This is a genomic window from Streptomyces tubercidicus (assembly GCF_027497495.1).
Classification (GTDB): Bacteria; Actinomycetota; Actinomycetes; order Streptomycetales; family Streptomycetaceae; genus Streptomyces; species Streptomyces tubercidicus.
Map to the genome: position 1 here is coordinate 6,847,301 of NZ_CP114205.1, position 17,064 is coordinate 6,864,364.

The 17,064-nt window shown below is 69.1% G+C and carries 14 protein-coding genes and 1 pseudogene; 4 read left to right on the plus strand and 11 right to left on the minus strand.

What is annotated here, in order from left to right; all coding sequences use genetic code 11:
• Positions 1-69 precede the first annotated feature (69 nt).
• Positions 70-1,443, plus strand: coding sequence for a hemolysin family protein (locus STRTU_RS29995; protein WP_159748002.1), 1,374 nt, complete (start codon positions 70-72; stop codon positions 1,441-1,443).
• A complete protein-coding gene (locus STRTU_RS30000; protein WP_159748005.1) occupies positions 1,440-2,570 on the plus strand; it encodes a hemolysin family protein in 1,131 nt (376 codons plus the stop codon). Before STRTU_RS29995 ends, STRTU_RS30000 begins: the two co-directional genes overlap by 4 nt.
• A gap of 120 nt (positions 2,571-2,690) precedes the next feature.
• On the opposite strand, the gene STRTU_RS30005 is transcribed toward STRTU_RS30000, so the two are convergent.
• On the minus strand, positions 2,691-4,583 hold the full coding sequence (locus STRTU_RS30005; protein ID WP_159748007.1) for an AAA family ATPase: 1,893 nt from the start codon (positions 4,581-4,583) through the stop codon (positions 2,691-2,693).
• A gap of 475 nt (positions 4,584-5,058) precedes the next feature.
• Positions 5,059-5,643: a uridine kinase family protein gene (locus STRTU_RS30010; protein ID WP_159748009.1), complete on the minus strand. Its 585-nt coding sequence runs from the start codon at positions 5,641-5,643 to the stop codon at positions 5,059-5,061.
• Positions 5,644-5,970: 327 nt separating this feature from the next.
• On the opposite strand from STRTU_RS30010, the gene STRTU_RS30015 reads away from it, so the two are divergent.
• Positions 5,971-7,365: a peptidase C39 family protein gene (locus tag STRTU_RS30015; RefSeq protein WP_159748011.1), complete on the plus strand. Its 1,395-nt coding sequence runs from the start codon at positions 5,971-5,973 to the stop codon at positions 7,363-7,365.
• Here STRTU_RS30015 and STRTU_RS30020 read toward each other — a convergent pair.
• A complete protein-coding gene (locus STRTU_RS30020) occupies positions 7,313-8,323 on the minus strand; it encodes a tyrosine-type recombinase/integrase (RefSeq protein WP_159748013.1) in 1,011 nt (336 codons plus the stop codon). The two genes, STRTU_RS30015 and STRTU_RS30020, sit on opposite strands and share 53 nt — an antisense overlap.
• Positions 8,324-9,182: 859 nt before the next feature.
• Here STRTU_RS30020 and STRTU_RS30025 point away from each other — a divergent pair.
• Positions 9,183-9,668 (plus strand): RNaseH domain-containing protein, encoded by a 486-nt coding sequence (locus STRTU_RS30025; RefSeq protein ID WP_269777468.1) that lies wholly within the window; start codon positions 9,183-9,185, stop codon positions 9,666-9,668.
• A gap of 285 nt (positions 9,669-9,953) precedes the next feature.
• On the opposite strand, the gene STRTU_RS30030 is transcribed toward STRTU_RS30025, so the two are convergent.
• The 8 genes and pseudogenes from STRTU_RS30030 to STRTU_RS30065 all read right to left on the minus strand — a co-directional run bounded on the left by STRTU_RS30030 (position 9,954) and on the right by STRTU_RS30065 (position 16,999).
• Complete coding sequence (locus STRTU_RS30030; protein ID WP_159748015.1) at positions 9,954-10,367, minus strand: NUDIX hydrolase; 414 nt, start codon at positions 10,365-10,367, stop codon at positions 9,954-9,956.
• Positions 10,364-10,663: pseudogene (locus tag STRTU_RS30035) on the minus strand (NUDIX hydrolase); the annotation flags it as partial. The gene STRTU_RS30030 and the pseudogene STRTU_RS30035, both read right to left, overlap by 4 nt.
• A 150-nt stretch (positions 10,664-10,813) precedes the next feature.
• The gene (locus STRTU_RS30040) at positions 10,814-11,491 is read right to left on the minus strand and encodes a pentapeptide repeat-containing protein (RefSeq protein WP_159748017.1); all 678 of its coding nucleotides are present in this window, start codon (positions 11,489-11,491) and stop codon (positions 10,814-10,816) included.
• Positions 11,442-14,087 (minus strand): hypothetical protein, encoded by a 2,646-nt coding sequence (locus tag STRTU_RS30045; RefSeq protein ID WP_159748019.1) that lies wholly within the window; start codon positions 14,085-14,087, stop codon positions 11,442-11,444. The genes STRTU_RS30040 and STRTU_RS30045 overlap by 50 nt, the downstream gene beginning before the upstream one ends.
• Entirely contained in the window at positions 14,084-14,539 is a 456-nt protein-coding gene (locus STRTU_RS30050; protein WP_159748021.1) for a DUF6507 family protein, read from the minus strand. Before STRTU_RS30050 ends, STRTU_RS30045 begins: the two co-directional genes overlap by 4 nt.
• A gap of 135 nt (positions 14,540-14,674) precedes the next feature.
• Positions 14,675-14,986 carry a pore-forming ESAT-6 family protein gene (locus STRTU_RS30055; RefSeq protein WP_159748023.1) on the minus strand — a complete coding sequence of 104 codons (312 nt, stop codon included), beginning with the start codon at positions 14,984-14,986 and terminating at the stop codon, positions 14,675-14,677.
• Positions 14,987-15,035: 49 nt separating this feature from the next.
• Positions 15,036-15,368, minus strand: a complete 333-nt coding sequence (locus STRTU_RS30060) for a hypothetical protein (protein ID WP_159748025.1) — start codon at positions 15,366-15,368, stop codon at positions 15,036-15,038.
• Between the two features lie 209 nt (positions 15,369-15,577).
• Positions 15,578-16,999 carry a DUF6177 family protein gene (locus tag STRTU_RS30065; protein ID WP_159749686.1) on the minus strand — a complete coding sequence of 474 codons (1,422 nt, stop codon included), beginning with the start codon at positions 16,997-16,999 and terminating at the stop codon, positions 15,578-15,580.
• Positions 17,000-17,064 lie beyond the last annotated feature (65 nt).

Consider the following 17,064-nt stretch of genomic DNA (forward strand, 5'->3'; position numbering starts at 1 on the left):
AATGGACGGATCGTCCTGTAGTACCTGCGCCGCCCCTCCCCGACCCCGGCACACCACGGAGGCGGCGGCATGACCGGCCCCCTGCTGCTGCTCGCCGCGGCCCTCGTCCTGATTCTGGCCAACGGTTTCTTCGTCGCCGCCGAGTTCGGACTCGTCACCGTCGAGAAGGCGGACGCCGAGCGCGCCGCGGCCGACGGCGACCGCCGCGCCCACACCGTCGTCTCCGCACTGCGGGAACTCTCCTTCCAGCTGTCCGGCACCCAACTGGGCATCACGATCACCTCCTTGGTGGTCGGTATGCTCGCCGAGCCCGCGCTGGCCGAGCTGCTGTCCGGCCCGCTGCTGGCCACCGGCCTGCCCCGGGGCGCGGTCTCCGGCACGGCGGTGGTGACCGGCATGCTGCTGGCCTCCGGCGTCCAGATGGTCATCGGTGAGCTGGTCCCCAAGAACTGGGCGGTCTCCAAGCCGCTGCCCGTCGCCCGCGTCGTGGCCGGTCCGCAGCGGGCCTTCTCCCGCTTCTTCCGCCCGGTGATCACCCTGCTGAACACCGTCGCCAACCGTCTGGTGCGCGCGCTGGGCGTGGAGCCGACCGATGAGCTGGCCTCCGCCCGCACCCCCGGCGAACTGGTCTCGCTCGCCCGGCACTCCGCCCGCGCGGGCGCCATCGAGCAGGACACCGCTGACCTGTTCGTCCGCACCCTCTCGCTGGGCGATCTGACGGCGGAGAACGTCATGACGCCGCGCGTCCGGGTGAGCGCGCTGCAGGCGTCCGCGACCGCCGAGGACGTGGTGAACCTGACCCGCGCGACCGGCCTCTCCCGGTTCCCCGTCTACCGCACCCGCCTCGACGAGATCGTCGGCATGGTGCACCTCAAGGACGCGCTGGCCGTCCCGGCGCACGAGCGGCTGCGCATCCCGGCGGCCCGGATCGCGGTACCGCCGCTGCTGGTGCCCGAGACGCTGCCGGTGCAGGCGCTGCTGGAGCGGCTGCGCAGCGAACAGCCGATCGCGGTCGTCGTCGACGAATACGGCGGCACGGCCGGTGTGGTCACCCTGGAGGACATCATCGAAGAGCTGGTCGGCGAGGTCCGCGACGAGCACGACGGGGTGGACCTGCCCGAGCTGGGCCAGGCCCCGCCCGAGGAGGGCCGCCCCGCCTGGGACGCCGACGGCGGCTGCCGGGTGGACACCCTGCGGCGGATCGGCCTGGACGCCCCCGAAGGACCGTACGAGACGGTGGCAGGACTGGTGGCACACATACTCGGCCGGATCCCGGCCCCCGGCGATATCGCGGAACTCGACGGCTGGCGGCTGCGGGTGCGGCTGGTCTCGCACCACCGCGCGGAGCGGATAAGGATCGTACGGACCGCGACGGTCACGCTGCCCGCCGCACCCGAGGCACCCCGTGAACCCGTCGTGGCGGTCGCGGAGGTGGCCCGATGACGCTGGTCCAGCTGTTCTTCGCGGTGCTGCTCGTGCTCATCAACGGCTTCTTCGTCGGCGCCGAATTCGCCCTGGTCTCGGTGCGCCGCAGCCAGATCGAGCCGCTGGCGACCGAGGGCTCCTCCCGGGCCCGGCAGGTGCTGCACGGGCTGGAGAACCTCCCGCAGATGATGGCCGCCGCACAGTTCGGCATCACCGTCTGCTCGCTGACGCTCGGTGCGGTCGCCGAGCCGACCGTCGCCCGCCTCCTGGAACCGCTCTTCGAGGCGGTGCACCTCCCGGCCGCCCTGGTCCACCCGCTCGGCTATGTCATCGCCCTGGCGCTGGTGGTCTTCCTCCACCTCGTCATCGGCGAGATGCTCCCCAAGAACCTGGCGATGGCCGCGCCGGAGAAGACCGCCCTGTGGTTCAGCCCCGGTCTGGTCGCCTTCGCGCGGCTGTGCCGCCCGGTCACCGCGCTGCTCGGGGCCTGCGCCCGCGGCGTACTGCGGATCTTCCGGGTGGAGCCGAAGGACGAGGTCGAGGCGGTCTTCACCAGCGAGCAGCTGACCCACCTCGTCGAGGACGCCGGGCAGGCGGGCCTGCTGGAGCCGGCCGAACAGGAACAGCTCTCGGACATCCTGGAACTGGGCAGCCGCCCCGTCACGGATGTCCTCCTCGACCGGGCGGCACTGGTCACCGTCGAACCGACCGTGACGCCCCGCCAGGTGGAGGAGCTGACCGTACGGACCGGCTACTCCCGCTTCCCGGTGTGCGCCCCCGGCGGTGCGTACATGGGCTATCTGCACGTCAAGGACGTCCTGGACCTGGAGGAACGGGACCGGGCTGTGCCCCAGCGGGTCTGGCACCCGATGACCACGCTGCGCGCCGAGCTGGCGCTGGACGACGCGCTGACGGCGATGCGCCGGGCCGCCTCCCATCTGGCGGCGGTCTCCGATGCGACCGGCCGGGTGCTCGGCGTGGTCGCGCTGGAGGACGTGCTGGAGATGCTGGTCGGTGAGGTCCGCGACCCGGCCCACCGCAGGGCACCGGCGGCCCGTACCGCGCGGCGGGAGGCCCGTGAGCGGGTCACCGAGCCCCGCGAGGAGGCCGCGCTGCCGGCGGAGAACCGGGCGATGGCGGGCTGAGGCGCGCGGGCGGGGCGGCTGCTCCGGGCGCCGGGCCGGGCCTGACCTGGCCGGGACGCCGTCGATCGGGCGGCCTCGCATCGGGCGGTGTCCAGGACAGCCGGCCCCGCCCCCGCCGCCTCAGAACTCCGGCCTCCCCTGCGGGTCCGGGCCGCGGCCGGAGAGGACCTCGCCGTAAGCCTGCATCAGATCCGGCAGCCGGAGGGTGGCGAGGTCGTCGCGGGTCGGGGTGCCGAGCCAGGTGGCGAGCCGCAGATCGCGGTAGGCGCAGCTCTTCTCGTACAGGGTGCGCAGAAAGCGGCCGTTGCCCAGCTCATCGATCCAGCCCTGCTCGACGACATGACCGCTGATGCTGCACAGCTCGTCGCGGGCCTCCTCGTCCCAGCGGTCGCCGTTCTCCGCGGCCAGCACCTCACCGATGGCGGTCAGCTCCAGCGGCCGGTAACTGGGGAAGTCGACACGGCTGGTGAAACGGGAGGACAGCCCCGGATTGGCGGCCAGCAGCCGGTCCATGCCCTCCGGGTAGCCCGCCAGGATGACGACGAGCCGGTCGCGATTGTCCTCGGCGCGCTTGAGCAGCACCTGCAGCGCCTCGTCGCCGTAGGCGTCGCCCTTGCTGTAGCCGGAGTTGGACAGGCTGTACGCCTCGTCGACGAAGAGCACCCCGCCCAGCGCCGAGTCGATCAGCTCATTGGCCTTCACCGCGGTCTGGCCGAGGAACTCGCCGACCAGGTCGGACCGCTGGGCCTCCACGAGATGGTCGCCGCCGAGGAGCCCCAGGGCGTAGAAGACCCGCCCCAATATCCGGGCCACGGTCGTCTTGCCGGTGCCGGACGGCCCGGAGAAGACGAAGTGCCGTTTCGGCGGCTGCACCGGCAACCCCTGGCCCGCCCGCAGCCGCGCCATTCTCAGCTGGGCCGACAGCGCCCGCACCTGCCGCTTGACCGGCTCCATGCCGACCATCCGCTCCAGCTCCGCCAGCGCCTTCTCCAGCAGCACCGGATCAGCGGGCCCGGCGGGCAGCCGCTCGGCACCGCGCGGCACCGGCGCCGTCGCCTTGACCCGGGCCGCCGCGTCGCCCCCGGCGGGCGGGCCGACCGGCTCGCCGTCCGGCCCGTCCGCCTCACCGGTCACCAGCAGCTCACGGCCGTCCACCGGATCGAGCGGGGCCAGCGGATCCGGATCGCCGCCGGCCCCCTGGCCGAGACCGGCGGCGGAGACCGTCGCGAGATCGGAGCCCTCGTCCAGGCCGTCCCCCTCCGCGATGGCGGCCAGCCGTGCCGCGGTGTCCATGAACGCCGGGTCGATCCGGTGCACCGCGCGGTAGAGGGGGAGCGCCGCGGCGCTGCGGCCGGTGCCCTCATGGGCGCGGGCGAGCCAGTAGCGCAGCTCCTTGCGCTGCGGCTGCTCGCTGCGGCAGCGCATCAGCGCGGCGGACAGCAGCGGCTCGGCCTGCCCGTACATCTCCAGCCGCACCCGCGCCATCCCCCCGAACAGCCCCGCCTCGATGCCCAGCACCGGATCGGCGAGCAGCGGCTCGGTCTGCCGTACGAGCTGGTCCCAGTCCTTGACGAGATAGGCGCGGCAGGCGTGCAGAAAGCGCACCTGGGGGTCGGTGTCGACCGGGGGACAGGCGGCCAGCGCCTGGTCCAGCTCGGCGACATGGCGGCCGTCGAGCCAGTGCGAGGCGTGCGCGAGCAGCAGATCGCGGCCGGTCTCCAGCACCGGCTGGACCCACCAGCCCAGCCAGTACCAGGAGTTGAGGGTGCGTCGGTGACGGGCGCGCATCTCGCCGAAGCGGTCGCGGTGCCGGTGCATCCGCAGCAGCGCGATGGAGGTGTCGGCGCGCAGCGCGTGCAGACCGAGCCAGGCGTCGGCCATCGTCGGATCGAGCCGTACCGCGGCCCGGAACTCCTCCTCCGCCTGCGGATAGGCGGCGATGGTGTAGGCGTCGACCGCGCGCAGCCAGGCGAGCTCGGCCGGGGCGGGCGAACCCTGAGTGCCGAAATCCATCCCGTCCCCCCACAAAACGTCCCCCGTGCGGCGCCGGGCGAGTGCCCGGCCGCGGCTCCCTAACCGGCATGCCGCGGGCGGGAGTTGACCGTCTCCGCGCACACCTCGGTCCCTGGCCGACGGTGGCACGGACTCGCATGGTACCTGCGGGATCGGCGCAGGCCGTAGAGGGCGGTACGGGACAAGAGTGGGCGACGGGGCAGGATGCGGCGGCGCGAAGGGGGCGGTGACCCAGGGTGAGGGAGAGCGGGCGTCCAGCGGCGGCGCGAGCCCGTTTTGCGCAGAACGAAGCCCCCGATCACGGGGGAACAACCGGGGGCTTCGCATCTGCGGGCGGTCCGTTGAACCGCACATTGAGAACGTAAGTCCTGTACGCCCCCCAGGTCAAGCCGAGTTGAGGTACTCGGCGGGACCCTATCGGCGCCGCCGGGCGCGTCGGTGGTGGTCGGCTACGGAGTGTGAAAAGCGGGGCCCATCACGGTGTCGTGGAAGGCCCCACGGCTACCTCGTACCCCATCTGCCCCTCGTGGACCAGGAAATCGGCGTACGGGCGCGAAGGGTCCGCCGCGAAGTGCGCGCGCTCCGCCGGAATCCAGCCACTCCAGAACGCGGAGAGCCCCGGCCCGTCCCGGAGTTGACCCCTTTCCCAGGAGTGTTCGCGCGTCAGTTCCATCCACAGCAGGCACGCCAGATACGGCCGCAGCGCCCGCCGGCCCGCGCCCACGCCCTCGACCAGCACCAGCGGCGCCGGTGCGAGCACCCGCTCGTCGGTGAACTCCCCGCGCACCCAGTCGTAGACGCCGTAGCGCGCCGTCTCGCCCCGGGACAGCGGCGCGAGGATCTGCGCGTCGAAGCGCGCACTCCAGGCGAACAGCTCCTCATGCGTCGCGAGATCGTCGGTGTGCACCACCGGAGCCCCGCCCAGCGCGGCGGCCAGCCGCCCGGCGAAGGTGCTCTTGCCCGAGCCCGCGTGCCCGTCCACCGCGATCAGCCGCACCGGACCGCAGGAGGGCGGCGCGGCGCGCAGCCGGGCGGCGAGGGCGGCCAGATCACGGTCCATTGCGCCAGCGTACGCCGCCGCCCCGGGCCCGTCCGACGCCAGTGGTCCCGACCAATATTGCTCCCGCGACGCGCCCCGCACCGCCTTCCGGAGCGGGGCCGGAACGGGAATAGTTGACTCGTTGCTCGGCCGTCAGTCGTTAGCCGCCCGTCCGCCGCCCGCCAGTCGTCAGCCGCCCGTCAGCCTTCGGCCGTCCGTCTGCCGTCCTCCGCCGTCCGCCGACCCTCTGCCGTCAGCCGCCCGGCCCGACCCTCCCGCCCGCTGCCCGGCCCACCCCACCCCACCCCGCCCGCCCGCTCGTCCGCATCCCACTGGGGGACTTCCACCATGACCAGCTCCGCACCCCGGCGCACCGTCCTGGCTGCCGCGCTCGCCGCCGCGGCGGGTGCCGCCACCCCCTCGGCGCAGGCCGCCGACGCCGCCCGTACGTCCGAAGCGTCCGCGCCCGCCGCCACCCCGCAAGCCGCCGCGCGCCGATCGAAGAGCCTCGTGGACTATCACTCCTGGACCACCACCACCGACTGGCACAAGGGCCGCGCCCAGGGCACCGGCATCACGCACGGCGCCCGCCCCGGCATCCACATCGTCCACCCGGTCGGCACCCTCGACTACAAGGACCCGCACACCGGCCGGACCACCACCTGGGACTACGCCGTCTGGACCTCCCCGGCCCACTCCCTCAAGGTCCCGGCCACCGAGGTCATCGCGTCCTGGAACGCCCACACCCCGCCCGCTACGTGGATCGCCGTCGAACTCCGCGGCACCTACTCCGACGGCGGCCACACCCCCTGGTACGTGATGGGCCGCTGGACCGCCGGCGACGGTGCGAGCGACATCCGCCGCACCTCCGTCGACGACCAGAAGGACGGCAGAAGCAGCGTCTCGACCGACACCTTCGCCATCGACGCCCCCGCCGGCGGCCTCCGCCTGACCTCGTACCAACTGCGTCTCACCCTCCACCGCAAGCCCGGCACCCCCCTCACCCCCACCGTCTGGCGGGTGGGCGCCATGGGCTCGGACCTCCCCGACCGCTTCGAGGTACCGGCGTCCCGGCCCGGCCAGGTCGGCCGTGAGCTGGTTGTCCCGCGCTACTCGCAGGAGATCCACAAAGGCCAGTACCCGGAGTACGACAACGGGGGCGAGGCATGGTGCAGCCCGACGTCCTCCCAGATGATCATCGAATACTGGGGCCGCAAGCCCACCCAGCAGCAGCTCTCCTGGGTCAACCCCGACTACGCCGACCCCCAGGTCTGCCACGCCGCCCGCCACACCTTCGACTACCAGTACGAAGGCTGCGGCAACTGGCCCTTCAACGCCGCCTACGCCGCCACCTACCGCGATCTCCAGGGCATCGTCACCCGCCTCACCTCCCTCACCGACCTCGAACACCTCATCCACGCCGGCCTCCCCGTCATCACCTCCCAGTCCTTCCTCAAGACGGAACTGGACGGCGCCGGCTACGGCACCGCCGGCCACCTGATGACCGTCATCGGCTTCACCAAGAACGGCGACATCGTCGCCAACGACCCGGCCTCCCCGGACAACGCCGCGGTCCGACGCATCTACAAGAGGCGGCAGTTCGAGAACATCTGGCTGCGGACCAAGCGGTACGACGCAAAGGGCCAGGTCAAGAGCGGTTCGGGAGGGGTCTGTTACCTCTACTTCCCGGCTAAGCCAGCACCAACTCAGCACCGAGTTCTCGCGGAGCTGGGAATCCACTGAGCATGTGCACCCCGAAGGTGGCCTCGATGACCTCACGGCAGCGTTCACTGCCGTCGAGGGTGAGGTGGCCGTACCGGTCCACCGTGATCTTGATGGAGCTGTGGCCCATCCACCGCGAGACCTCGTGGATGGGCACGCCGTTGCTCAGGGTCACGGTGGCCCATTTGTGCCGCAGGTCGTGCGGGTTGTAGCCGGGAAGCCCGAGGCGTTTCAGAGCCCGGTCCCAGGACTTACGGAAAAGGTCGGGGTAGATCATGCCTCCGGCCTGATTCCGAATGGGCAGCCGTTCGGCAAGCGGCTCCAGGGTGGAGGGCGCCGGTATGTCGCGCCATTCGCCCTCTTTCCGATGCTTCAAGGGAGCGTAGAGGGCTACGTACTTACCTGAGGAATTCTTGATACGCACAACCTGCCGCCGACAACGCAACGTGCCGTCGAAGATGTCCTCTGGAAAGACTCCCAGCGACTCTCCGATACGCAATCCGCAGCACGCCATGAGCCACACAGCAGGCTCCAGGCGTGGACCAATCTCTTTGGCCAAGGCTGAGATCTCATCGAAGCTGGGAAGCGCCCTCTCATCCACTTGCATGATGGGGTTGGCAGGCTTCTCAGCCTGCTTGGCCGGATTCTCACGGATCCTCTTGTGGCGAACTGCGTGAGAGAGTATCCCTGACAGAGCAATGCGGCGGGAATCTATCGTGTTGGGCATCGCGCCCTGCCGGCGCCAGAGCGCGTACAGTTCCTCCACGTCGGCCGCAGTGACCTGGGAGATGGTCTTCTTCCCCAGCTGCGGGAGGACGTGAAGCCGCATGATGCGCTCGTAGGACTCCTCCGTGCCGGCCGCCATGGGCTTCAGAGCGAGCCAGTCGGCCGCATAGCGCCGCACCGACACCTTGCCGGCAGAAGGATCGACGTAGCTGTTCTCCCGCTTGTCGTTCTCCATCTTGGTGGCGAAATCCACCGCGTCCTTTTTGCGGTCGAACGATTTCTCACGCTGCCGAGCGCTACGCCCACCGGGCTCCCGGTACCGTACGAGCCATCGCTTACCGGGCGCCCCAACGCCTTTGTCTACTACCGTCGCCAAATCTCGCGCCAATCCGTCCGAGCGTCACCGACGGGTCTTCCCGCCAGGGTGTGTTGTTGTAGCTCGGAATTCCGGCCGCGCCAAATGAGGGCTCGGGTTGATGATTTGGCTACGCGGCAACTTGGAGGAGGGCTCTGAGTTGCGTCGTTGACGATGGGGCGCAGAAGCGTGCCGTCGAAGCGTTCTGCAGCGTCGATGCGCCGCAGGGTTGGGGCGGCGGTGGTTGAGGGAACGGGTATTACACGGAAAGGAGTGCAATGATCACGGGGTGTCACAGGTAAACACGCAGAGAGAAGTTTGCGGTCGGCGCGAGCATTGCTCGGCTTCCCATGTCCGGCCCGGTCAACTGACGTCGTGGCTGGGACTCCTCGCGAGAGGCCCTGGGTATGCTGCAGACGTCAGAGGTCGAGCTGTACCCGGCGTACAGGCCGACTCGTCCGCCCCTACCTGGGACTTCACCTAGGAAAAGGCCTCTGACCTGCATCGGAGGCCCTTTCCGGCCTTTCAAGTGCTTGCCCCCTTACGCGGCCGAATGTCCCTTGCAAATCCCTCTGACAGACCTGAAAGTCCCTGCAAAGTCCCAGAGGCCGGCGGTCATCTGAGGCGTCTGAGCAGCCGCTCCATGGGGATACCCACGCTGATGATGTAGTTGCGTGCCGCCCAAGGGGCTGCCCCGCTGGGAGCGGGGTGGTAGGCCTGTCGGCGCGATCTCCGCTGCGCGGAGTGGCCAGCACGAATCAGTCCGCGAAATCGACCGCTTAGACCATGTAGGGCATGGTCTAAGCCGCTCAAGACTTCCAGCGATCTCTACTACCCGGAAGACCGGCCCGAGGGGCATCCGTGGTTCCTGTTCACCGAGCCCCGCAACTACGGCAAGAAGCGCCACGGACAGTGGAAGACCCGCTGGCGCGCCGACCCGGGCAAGGCGTCAAAGAACGCTGACGAGCGCAAGGAGAACGAACTCAACTCCCCCTGGTACAGCATGACCACTCGCGAAATTACTCCGATGTACACGCGCGACGGGTACGAGCGCGAGGCCCTCGCCGTCGCCGCAGCCCGACTCAGCCACCAGGCGCTCTCGTGGTCCGATCGAACCCGTTACCCCGCGCCACTTCACGCCGCACTCCAAATGGACCTCGGCCACCCGCAGTTCCGCCGCTCCGAACCCAAGGACGCCGAGAGCCTCGAGATCCTCAGGGAAGCACGCGGAGGCGACGCATAAGCCGCCGTCCTCCCAGCCGTTGAGGGCACGATCACGGACGATCGCGCCGAGATGAGAAGTGGGGCCAGCGGCCGGGAGGTATCCCGGCCGCTGGCCCCACTTCGAGTCCGCCGACAGCGGGAGTCAAACTGCACGCTGCACCTTGCCGAGGGCCCCCTTCAGTTGCGTATCGACAAGGCTGGGGGCTCCCGAGACGACGACCAAGACGTCACCGACACGGATAGCCGTCTGCTTGACAACACTGCGCTGCCCGCCGGACGAGACGCCGAAGAACTCTGGGGCGACTCAGGACGGCATGGCACCGTCGAGGTACTCCCGCACCGGCTCGAACAGTCCGTAGGGCACGTACTCCGGGATGTCACCGTGGGCGACCCAAGCAAGGTCGGCCAGTTCTTCGGTGTCCGCTACATGAGCTGTGCCGCCCAGCATCTGGCAGGCGGTGTACGACATCAGGCGGCCCGTCTTCGGGTGGACGCGCTCGCCGAGCAGCTTGACCGCCATCACGGTCAGCCCTGTCTCCTCCTGGGTCTCCCGTACGGCGGCGTCCTCGCGTTCCTCGCCGGGCTCGACCTCTCCGGCCGGAAACTGCCAGGAGAGCTGGCCCTCGCTCACGCGGCGGCGGACCATGAGCACACGGCCTTCGTGAACGACAATGGCGGCGGCGATACCCGACCGCCCGTCCCTGTTTTGCTGCGTCACGTCAGTTCCTCCAGGACGGCCAGGACGGCCAGGACGGGGGGAAGATCGTATCGACGGAGATGAAGCGGGTCACCGCGTTTCTGGGGACCCCACATCGCGTCGATGTTGTCGGCCGCGCCGCTGTTGGTGGCCTCGCCGGCCAGGTACTCACAGAGGAAGTACTCGCACAGCACGCCGGTCGCAGGGTGCAGGCGGTTCCCGAGGTGCTTCCGTACTGCGCAGTGGACCCCAGTCTCGTCCAACGTCTCGCGCACCGTGGTGGTCTCTGCCTTGCCTCCTGGCTTAAGCGCATCAGCATGGCCATCGAACTTCCTGTTTCAGCCCGGTGAGCCCCCCGAAATGGGGCTCACTGAACTTGCCCTGGGTGTAGTGCCGAGTGCGGAGGACTGTGGCGAGCGCTCTGTGGATCTCCTGCATTGCCCTGTCGTGAACTCCGGGGCGTGGCCCTACTGCGGTGTGCGGTACGGAGGAAGTACCCGTACCTGCCCACCCCGCTCAGCGATCCATGCTTCGAGTTCGGTGCCGGCCAGTTCTCGGGACGATTCGCCACTGAAGACGGTGACCGGCCCGAATACGGTGCCTGTCAAGCCACGCATCACCGTGGAGTTGTCGGCCTTGATCTCGAAGATGTTCTCGTCGAGGACGGCATCCGTCAGGTCTGCCCCCCTCATGTCGGTGTCGATCAGCGACGCACCGAGGAACCTCGTTGTGCGGAAGCTCGCTCCCGACGCATCGGTACCGTACAGCGAAGCCCCGACCATGTCCGTCCCGTTGAGCCGCGCCGTTCGGAGCACGGCCTCGTCCAGGTTCGCCTTGACGAGATCCGCCCCGGTCAGATCCGCCCCGGTCAGATCCGCCGACTGAAGGTCGGCCCGGTAGAAGGACGCGCCGACAAGTCGCACGCCCACGAGAACCGCATCGGTGAACCACGCGTTCGAGAAGTCCCCACCCGAGAGGTCGGCGCCCCGGAAGTCGCGCTCCATGCCATTGAGGTTATATTCCTCCGAGGCGAGCCATTCCTGCAGTTGCCGCGTGGCTTCCGGATCGGCCGGGAGCGCAGTCGGCTTCCAGTTCTTACGGGTACCAGATGACACGATCTCCCCAACCACGGCTTTCGACGACATCCTTGATGCTGTCGATTGCCGCTTGATTTGCGTTCCGAACGTCGATAATAACTATACGTCCACGTTTTTCGATCTGCTTCGCCAGCTGCTTGTTGACCCAAGCCTCGTTATTGGCCGGGTCGTACGCACCCTTGAACGGCTGAGACTTGTCACGCACGTTGTTGAAGGGGGGATAGTCGGAGTGGACGCCCTTGATGTCATAGTACTCGCCGGTGGATTCGGAATAGAATTCACCCTTGTCGGCCAGCTCCGGGCGACGGATATCCGCCGGGAGGCGGCCACTCTCCCGTAGATCGAGGCCGACTCGAGCCTCATCCATCGATTTGTCGTCGATCTGATTCTTGTGATCAGGATCATGCTTCAGGTGATCGAATTCCTCTGGAGCCCGATTTTCGACTTCATCGAGGTGGCCCCAGTGCGCCGCTCTTTCCTCCGCCGTCAACGCCGGAATCGGCTCGTTCGCACGCTCGCCGGGCTCGCCGACTCGGTCGGACCAGTCGGAGGGGGCGTGGCTGCCGCCGTCCGGCCCGTCCCCAGAGCTACCTTCGGTACCCCGGCCGTCGTGGTCACCACCGCTTGCTCCGTCGTGTGCAGGCGCGTCAGGTTCGCTCCCAGGGTTGTCGGTTGATGGGCCGTGGTGTCCGCCTGTGCTGTGCCCGTCGCCGTGACCGCCGCCGGAGGAGCCATCGCCGTGCCCGCCGGTCGACGGACCATCGTGCCCGCCGGCACCGGGGCCGCCGCCGTGCCGGCCGGTGGAAGGCTCGTGGTGGGCGGAGGGGCCGTCGCCCTGGTGCGGGATGGACGGGCCGTCGCTGACGCCGTGGCCACCGTTGCCCGTGCTGCTTGTTTCGTTGGTGTGGCGAGCGCCGCTCGTGGAGTTGTCCAGCCCGCCGGTGACCGGAGTGTGAGAGGTCCCGTCACCGCCCGGGGAGTGGCTGTTGGTGGGCATGCTGTCGGCCCTGCCGCCTGGGGTGTTACCGTCGCCGGCGCGGCCCATGGGGGTGTTGTCGCGCGGGCCAGTGGCGCCGTGGCCTGCGTTGTCGCTGGCACGGGTCGCGTCGGGTATACCCGAGCCGACGCGTGTGATGTCGTCGCCCCGTCCGCCGACGCCGGCCGGGACCCGCTGCTCCTGGCGGGCAGGGGTCTCGGTCCGTGGACTGTCCGCGCTCGCCTTCGGGTTGGGGACATTCTCCTTCTTGGCCTCGTCGCCCTTCTGGAGGAGGCTCCCGTCCTCCCTGTACAGGGAGCCATCGGTGCCCATGTACTTCCCCGGGCCGTCGAGTGGGCTCTTCACCGTGCCCGGCGGGAGGGTGACCGTGTCTTCGGGCAGCTTGATTCTGCCGCCCGGGAGCCTGGTCGCCCCCTCCGGAACGGCGGCGCCTTTGGGGAGCTGGATCGTGCCGTCCGGCAGCTTTTGGGACCCTTCGGGCAGGCTGTAGGCGCCGTCGGAGATATTCGGGGTCGCGAGGTGGCCGGCGTCCTTGAGGCCGGCCATGACGCCGCGGAGCTTCGTCAGGCCGACGCCTGCGCCCTTGGCGACGTAGGTCATCGGGTCGATGGCCTGGGCCACCTTGCTGCCGATGGAGATGGCCTTGGCCGCCGTGGCGGCCTTGCCCGCGCCCGCCACGGCGCTGCCGCCGCCCCGGGTGATGACGGCGCTCAGGATGTTGAAGGTGACAGCGCCTGCGGCCCGGGAGTTGTTCGATCCCCACTGGTCCCAGGCGACGAACGCTTTGCCGGTCTCGGTCATCGCGGTACGCGATTCCCGCAGCCAGGAGGGGAGCATGTCGTCCGGCAGCATCCAGTAGGCGTGGCCCACGAAGGGCAGGGTGGTGATCGTGATGCCGGTGGAGAGCTTGGCCAGACCGAGCCATGCCTCGCCGGCGGCGTCTCCTCCGTACCCGCCGAACAGGGTTTTCAGCGCCTCGACGCCGGCTCCTGCGCCGTCGACGACGAAGCCCTTGCCGAATTCCCAGGCGTGCTCCCACACCTGCCACCCGGGAATGGATTCCTCGACCGCGTCTCCCCAGGGCAGGCTCTTGGCCTGCTTGAGGTCTTCGGCGTTGTAGCCGTACCCCGTCTTGTGGGTGGCGTCGATGACGTGGAGTGCCTTGCCGTTGACGAGGCCGACGATCTTGGCGTGGCAGTTGCGTTCGGCTTCCTGGAACGCGGTCCAGACTTCGGCGATCTTGTTGCGGCGGGTCAGGTTCTCGTCGGTCAGGTCGCCGTCTTCGCTCCAGTCGTCTTCGGCGGCCTCGTTGGATTGGAAGTCGGCGGCTTCTTTCTTGAGCTGCTTGAACTTCGCGATCAGCGGGGTGATCTCGCGGGCGTAGGTGCCCAGCGCCTTGGTGATGACGCGCATGTCCTCGCCGAGGTCATGCGCCGTGTCCTCTACCGGTTTGGTGACGCCGAACAGCTGCTCCGCCTCGGGTGCCTTGTAGAAGGCGGCCAGGCCGCCGAAGGACTTGTGGACGTCCGAGCCGGCCCTTTCGAGCGTGGAGCCGCCGCGGGAGAGCGCCTTGATCTTGGTTTCGAGAACGTCCAGGTCACCGGTGAAGACCGGTACATCGGCCGGGTCGACCGGTCCGCCGCTCACTTCTTCTTCCCCCCGAAGTCCTTGAGAGCCTCCAGCCGCACGGCGTGGGCGGCGCTTTGGGCGTTCTTGGCCGCTTCCAGGTCGCCCTGGACGTATTCATTGGTGGCTTTGGCGGCGCCCCAGACGGCGGCCTGGCAACGGTCGGCCATCGCCTTCATGCCCTTCTTGCGGCCGTTCACGTACTCGACCAGCGCAGCGGCGACCGGGCCCGTGGCCGTCTTCGGCAACAGGTCCGGGGCCACCGGTCTCACCGGCTTGTACCCCGATGCCGACATCAGCCCGTTCGGTGACGTGGTGGCTTGCGTTCCCGGCACGGCGGTACCGGCCGCCTGGGCTGCCTCCTGGATGTCGGCGAGCAGTGTGTTGAGGGCCGTGCCGAGGTCTTCGGCGTGCGTGCCGACGACCTTCAACTGGCCCTGCACTCCCTGCGGTTGAATGTCCCATGACGCCATGAATGCCCCCCGTATTCCTCATCTCTTGCACCCACGCACCACGACCCGCGCGACACCGCCGCCCCCACGGAGGCCAACAACCCATCAGCGCAGCGCAAAAATGGTGTTTCTGTCTGCTGGTGCGCTGGGGTTGGTTCAGCCGATGTTGTCGACTGCGGCCTTTGCGCGTGCGAGTGTCTGGTGCGCGGTGGAGTCGTTCTTCTCCAGCGTCGTCTTCAGCAGCTGGATGATGCTCCGGACCTCCTGCGAGGCACGGTTCCAGCGCTGCTCCTTGCTGTGGTACTCCTCGGCGACACCATCCGCCGCGAAGTCCGCCATCGCCGCCTTGACCTGCGCATCACGCGTCGCGATCACCTGCTCCAGACGGCCGATCACCGCCTGGATGTTGCCCTGCGCCTCCGCCGATGCACCCGAGTCGTACGAACGACGGTCCATGCCAGCAGGCATCACAATCACTCCCCCTAAAGATCTGAGTACTTCCGCGGCAAGCGGGCTGTCAGCGGCCTGAGAAGCGGGCCGCGTCGAAGTTCGCCGCCGCCATCTGCGTCCGGGCGTTGTCGGCCTGCTCCTGCACGCCCGAGCCGAATGCCGACTCCATCCCCGACTGGCCGCCCACAATCGCGGACAGCGCGCTGTTCAGCGACGCCGTGATCTCGTCCGCGTTCGCCTTGAACGAGTCGAACGCCGCTTTGCCCGCGCCGTTGAACTTGCCCTCCAACGGCTGCGCTGCCTGGACGAGCTGGTGGATCAACGTCCCCAGTTCCGTGCTCGATCCCTGCGACTTCGACCTCAGGGTCGAGAGCGTCTGCGCTCCCATGTCGAACTTCATCGGGCTCCCCCTGCCGGACTTGACGATCGTATGTACGGTCATGCCTATCAACCGGGACATGACCGGTGCAATTCACAATCCCGATGCTATGACGAGGGTGTGACAATGGCTCAAACGCGCCAGAAGCCACCCCCGCCACTTGCGGCGATGTGCCGGGCGTGGGGACGCATACACCCATCCACGGTGCCGCACCGATCGACCAGGTGCTCTTACTCGCCTTTCAGGTGCCGCATCAGTCGTTCGAAGTCCTGCCAGCCGGACAGGTCCGAGGGGTCGCCCGGCAGCGGGTAGTACAGCGCGGGGCGGACCTTGGGGCCGAGGGGGACGGGCGGCTGGGACAGCGGGGTATTGCGGGCGCGGCCGTCGGGCATCTGGTGGACCTCTTCCGCGCCGAGCACGAAGGCGAACGGGACGCCGGGTCCTTCGAAGTGGGGCGGTACCGCCAGGTCGCGGCGGGCTTTGCGGATCTGGATGAGCATCGAGGTGAGGCGGTGACGAGTGGCGAGCAGTTCCGCGGCCCTGGGCAAGGCGTCCACCGGAGGCTCCTCGTCCGGTCCGTAGCCGAAGGCCAGCGTGACGTACTCCTCCACGCCGGCCTTCGTGCGCTTGACGCGTATGGTCGCGAGGCCGGGCCGGTCCGGGCTGCCGACCACCACGAACCAGGTCGGCGCAGGTGCCCGCTCGTAGGCGATGTCGGTCAGCTGGCGTGGCGACCAGGGAAGGGTGGCGGGTTCTGCGGTGCCCCAGCCGGCCGGGGGATTGCCGGTGAGTTCGCGCCATATCGACTCCAGCGCGCCCCCGAGTACCAGACGCTCGTCTGCTGGGTGGGTGGTGCGGAAGGTGATGGCCAGCTGGCGCTCGTCGGTGGCCGTGACCTCCTGGTAGGAGGCGGCCAGCTGAGTGCGGGGGGCGTCGTCGGTTGCGTCGGGCGACGCCACGGGGGCGAACATGCCGTCCTGCCAGGACAGTACGGCTCCGGTCAGCCCGTCGTAGTAGCCGTCCCGTTCGTCCCGTAGGACCCAGCGGGAGGGCCAGTGGTTGAGGCTGTCGCGTACGGCGGGGGAGAGCGTGGTACCGGGCGGGGTGACGATCTGCAGGCTCAGCTCGGCGTTGGCGGCTGTCTGGTATGCGTGCGAGAGCCAGGCTGTCATGGCGACCACGGGGCGGTCCTGGATGACGACGGCGACTTTGTCGGTGAGGACGTCGACGGTGGCCTGACCGGCGGCGGGCGGGGGCGCGAGGCTCACACCTTCGGTTTTCACCACGGTGAGGTTCTGTGCGGCGGCTTCAGAGGGCCAGGCGGAGCCGTCAGCCAAGGTGGCCAGCCGGGCAGCGAAGGCGCCCACGAGGCGTTCGGCGTGCTCGACGCCGGTGGTGGCGCGGGCTTCCGTCCACCAATAGGGGACGGGCGGTGGCGTGGCGCCGAGGAGCCGTTCGGCTTCTCCGGGGACTTGGACGAGCAGTGGGGCCTCGACGGAGACGAGGGGTCGGCCCTCCTCGTCGCAGAGTCGTATGACGGCGCCTTCGCCGGTGGTATCGACGAGGTTGTCGGGGCCTCCGGAGAGCAGGCCCGCGAGCATGGTGGCCGGGTCGGGCATGCGCTGAGTGAGGGCGATGACGTCCTTGGTCATGGGGTCGTCCGGTCCTTCGTCGTTCGTGGCATGAATGCCGTACGTCTTGTGGTCCACGTGGGCGA

What these genes read in the sequence shown, in the direction of transcription:
- STRTU_RS30065 (WP_159749686.1), bottom strand. Translation starts at nt 16,999, where the DNA reads ATGACCAAGGACGTCATCGCCCTCACTCAGCGCATGCCCGACCCGGCC.
- STRTU_RS30015 (WP_159748011.1), top strand. Translation starts at nt 5,971, where the DNA reads ATGACCAGCTCCGCACCCCGGCGCACCGTCCTGGCTGCCGCGCTCGCC.
- STRTU_RS30005 (WP_159748007.1), bottom strand. Translation starts at nt 4,583, where the DNA reads ATGGATTTCGGCACTCAGGGTTCGCCCGCCCCGGCCGAGCTCGCCTGG.
- STRTU_RS30040 (WP_159748017.1), bottom strand. Translation starts at nt 11,491, where the DNA reads ATGTCGTCGAAAGCCGTGGTTGGGGAGATCGTGTCATCTGGTACCCGT.
- STRTU_RS30050 (WP_159748021.1), bottom strand. Translation starts at nt 14,539, where the DNA reads ATGGCGTCATGGGACATTCAACCGCAGGGAGTGCAGGGCCAGTTGAAG.
- STRTU_RS30000 (WP_159748005.1), top strand. Translation starts at nt 1,440, where the DNA reads ATGACGCTGGTCCAGCTGTTCTTCGCGGTGCTGCTCGTGCTCATCAAC.
- STRTU_RS30055 (WP_159748023.1), bottom strand. Translation starts at nt 14,986, where the DNA reads ATGCCTGCTGGCATGGACCGTCGTTCGTACGACTCGGGTGCATCGGCG.
- STRTU_RS30010 (WP_159748009.1), bottom strand. Translation starts at nt 5,643, where the DNA reads ATGGACCGTGATCTGGCCGCCCTCGCCGCCCGGCTGCGCGCCGCGCCG.
- STRTU_RS29995 (WP_159748002.1), top strand. Translation starts at nt 70, where the DNA reads ATGACCGGCCCCCTGCTGCTGCTCGCCGCGGCCCTCGTCCTGATTCTG.
- STRTU_RS30060 (WP_159748025.1), bottom strand. Translation starts at nt 15,368, where the DNA reads ATGAAGTTCGACATGGGAGCGCAGACGCTCTCGACCCTGAGGTCGAAG.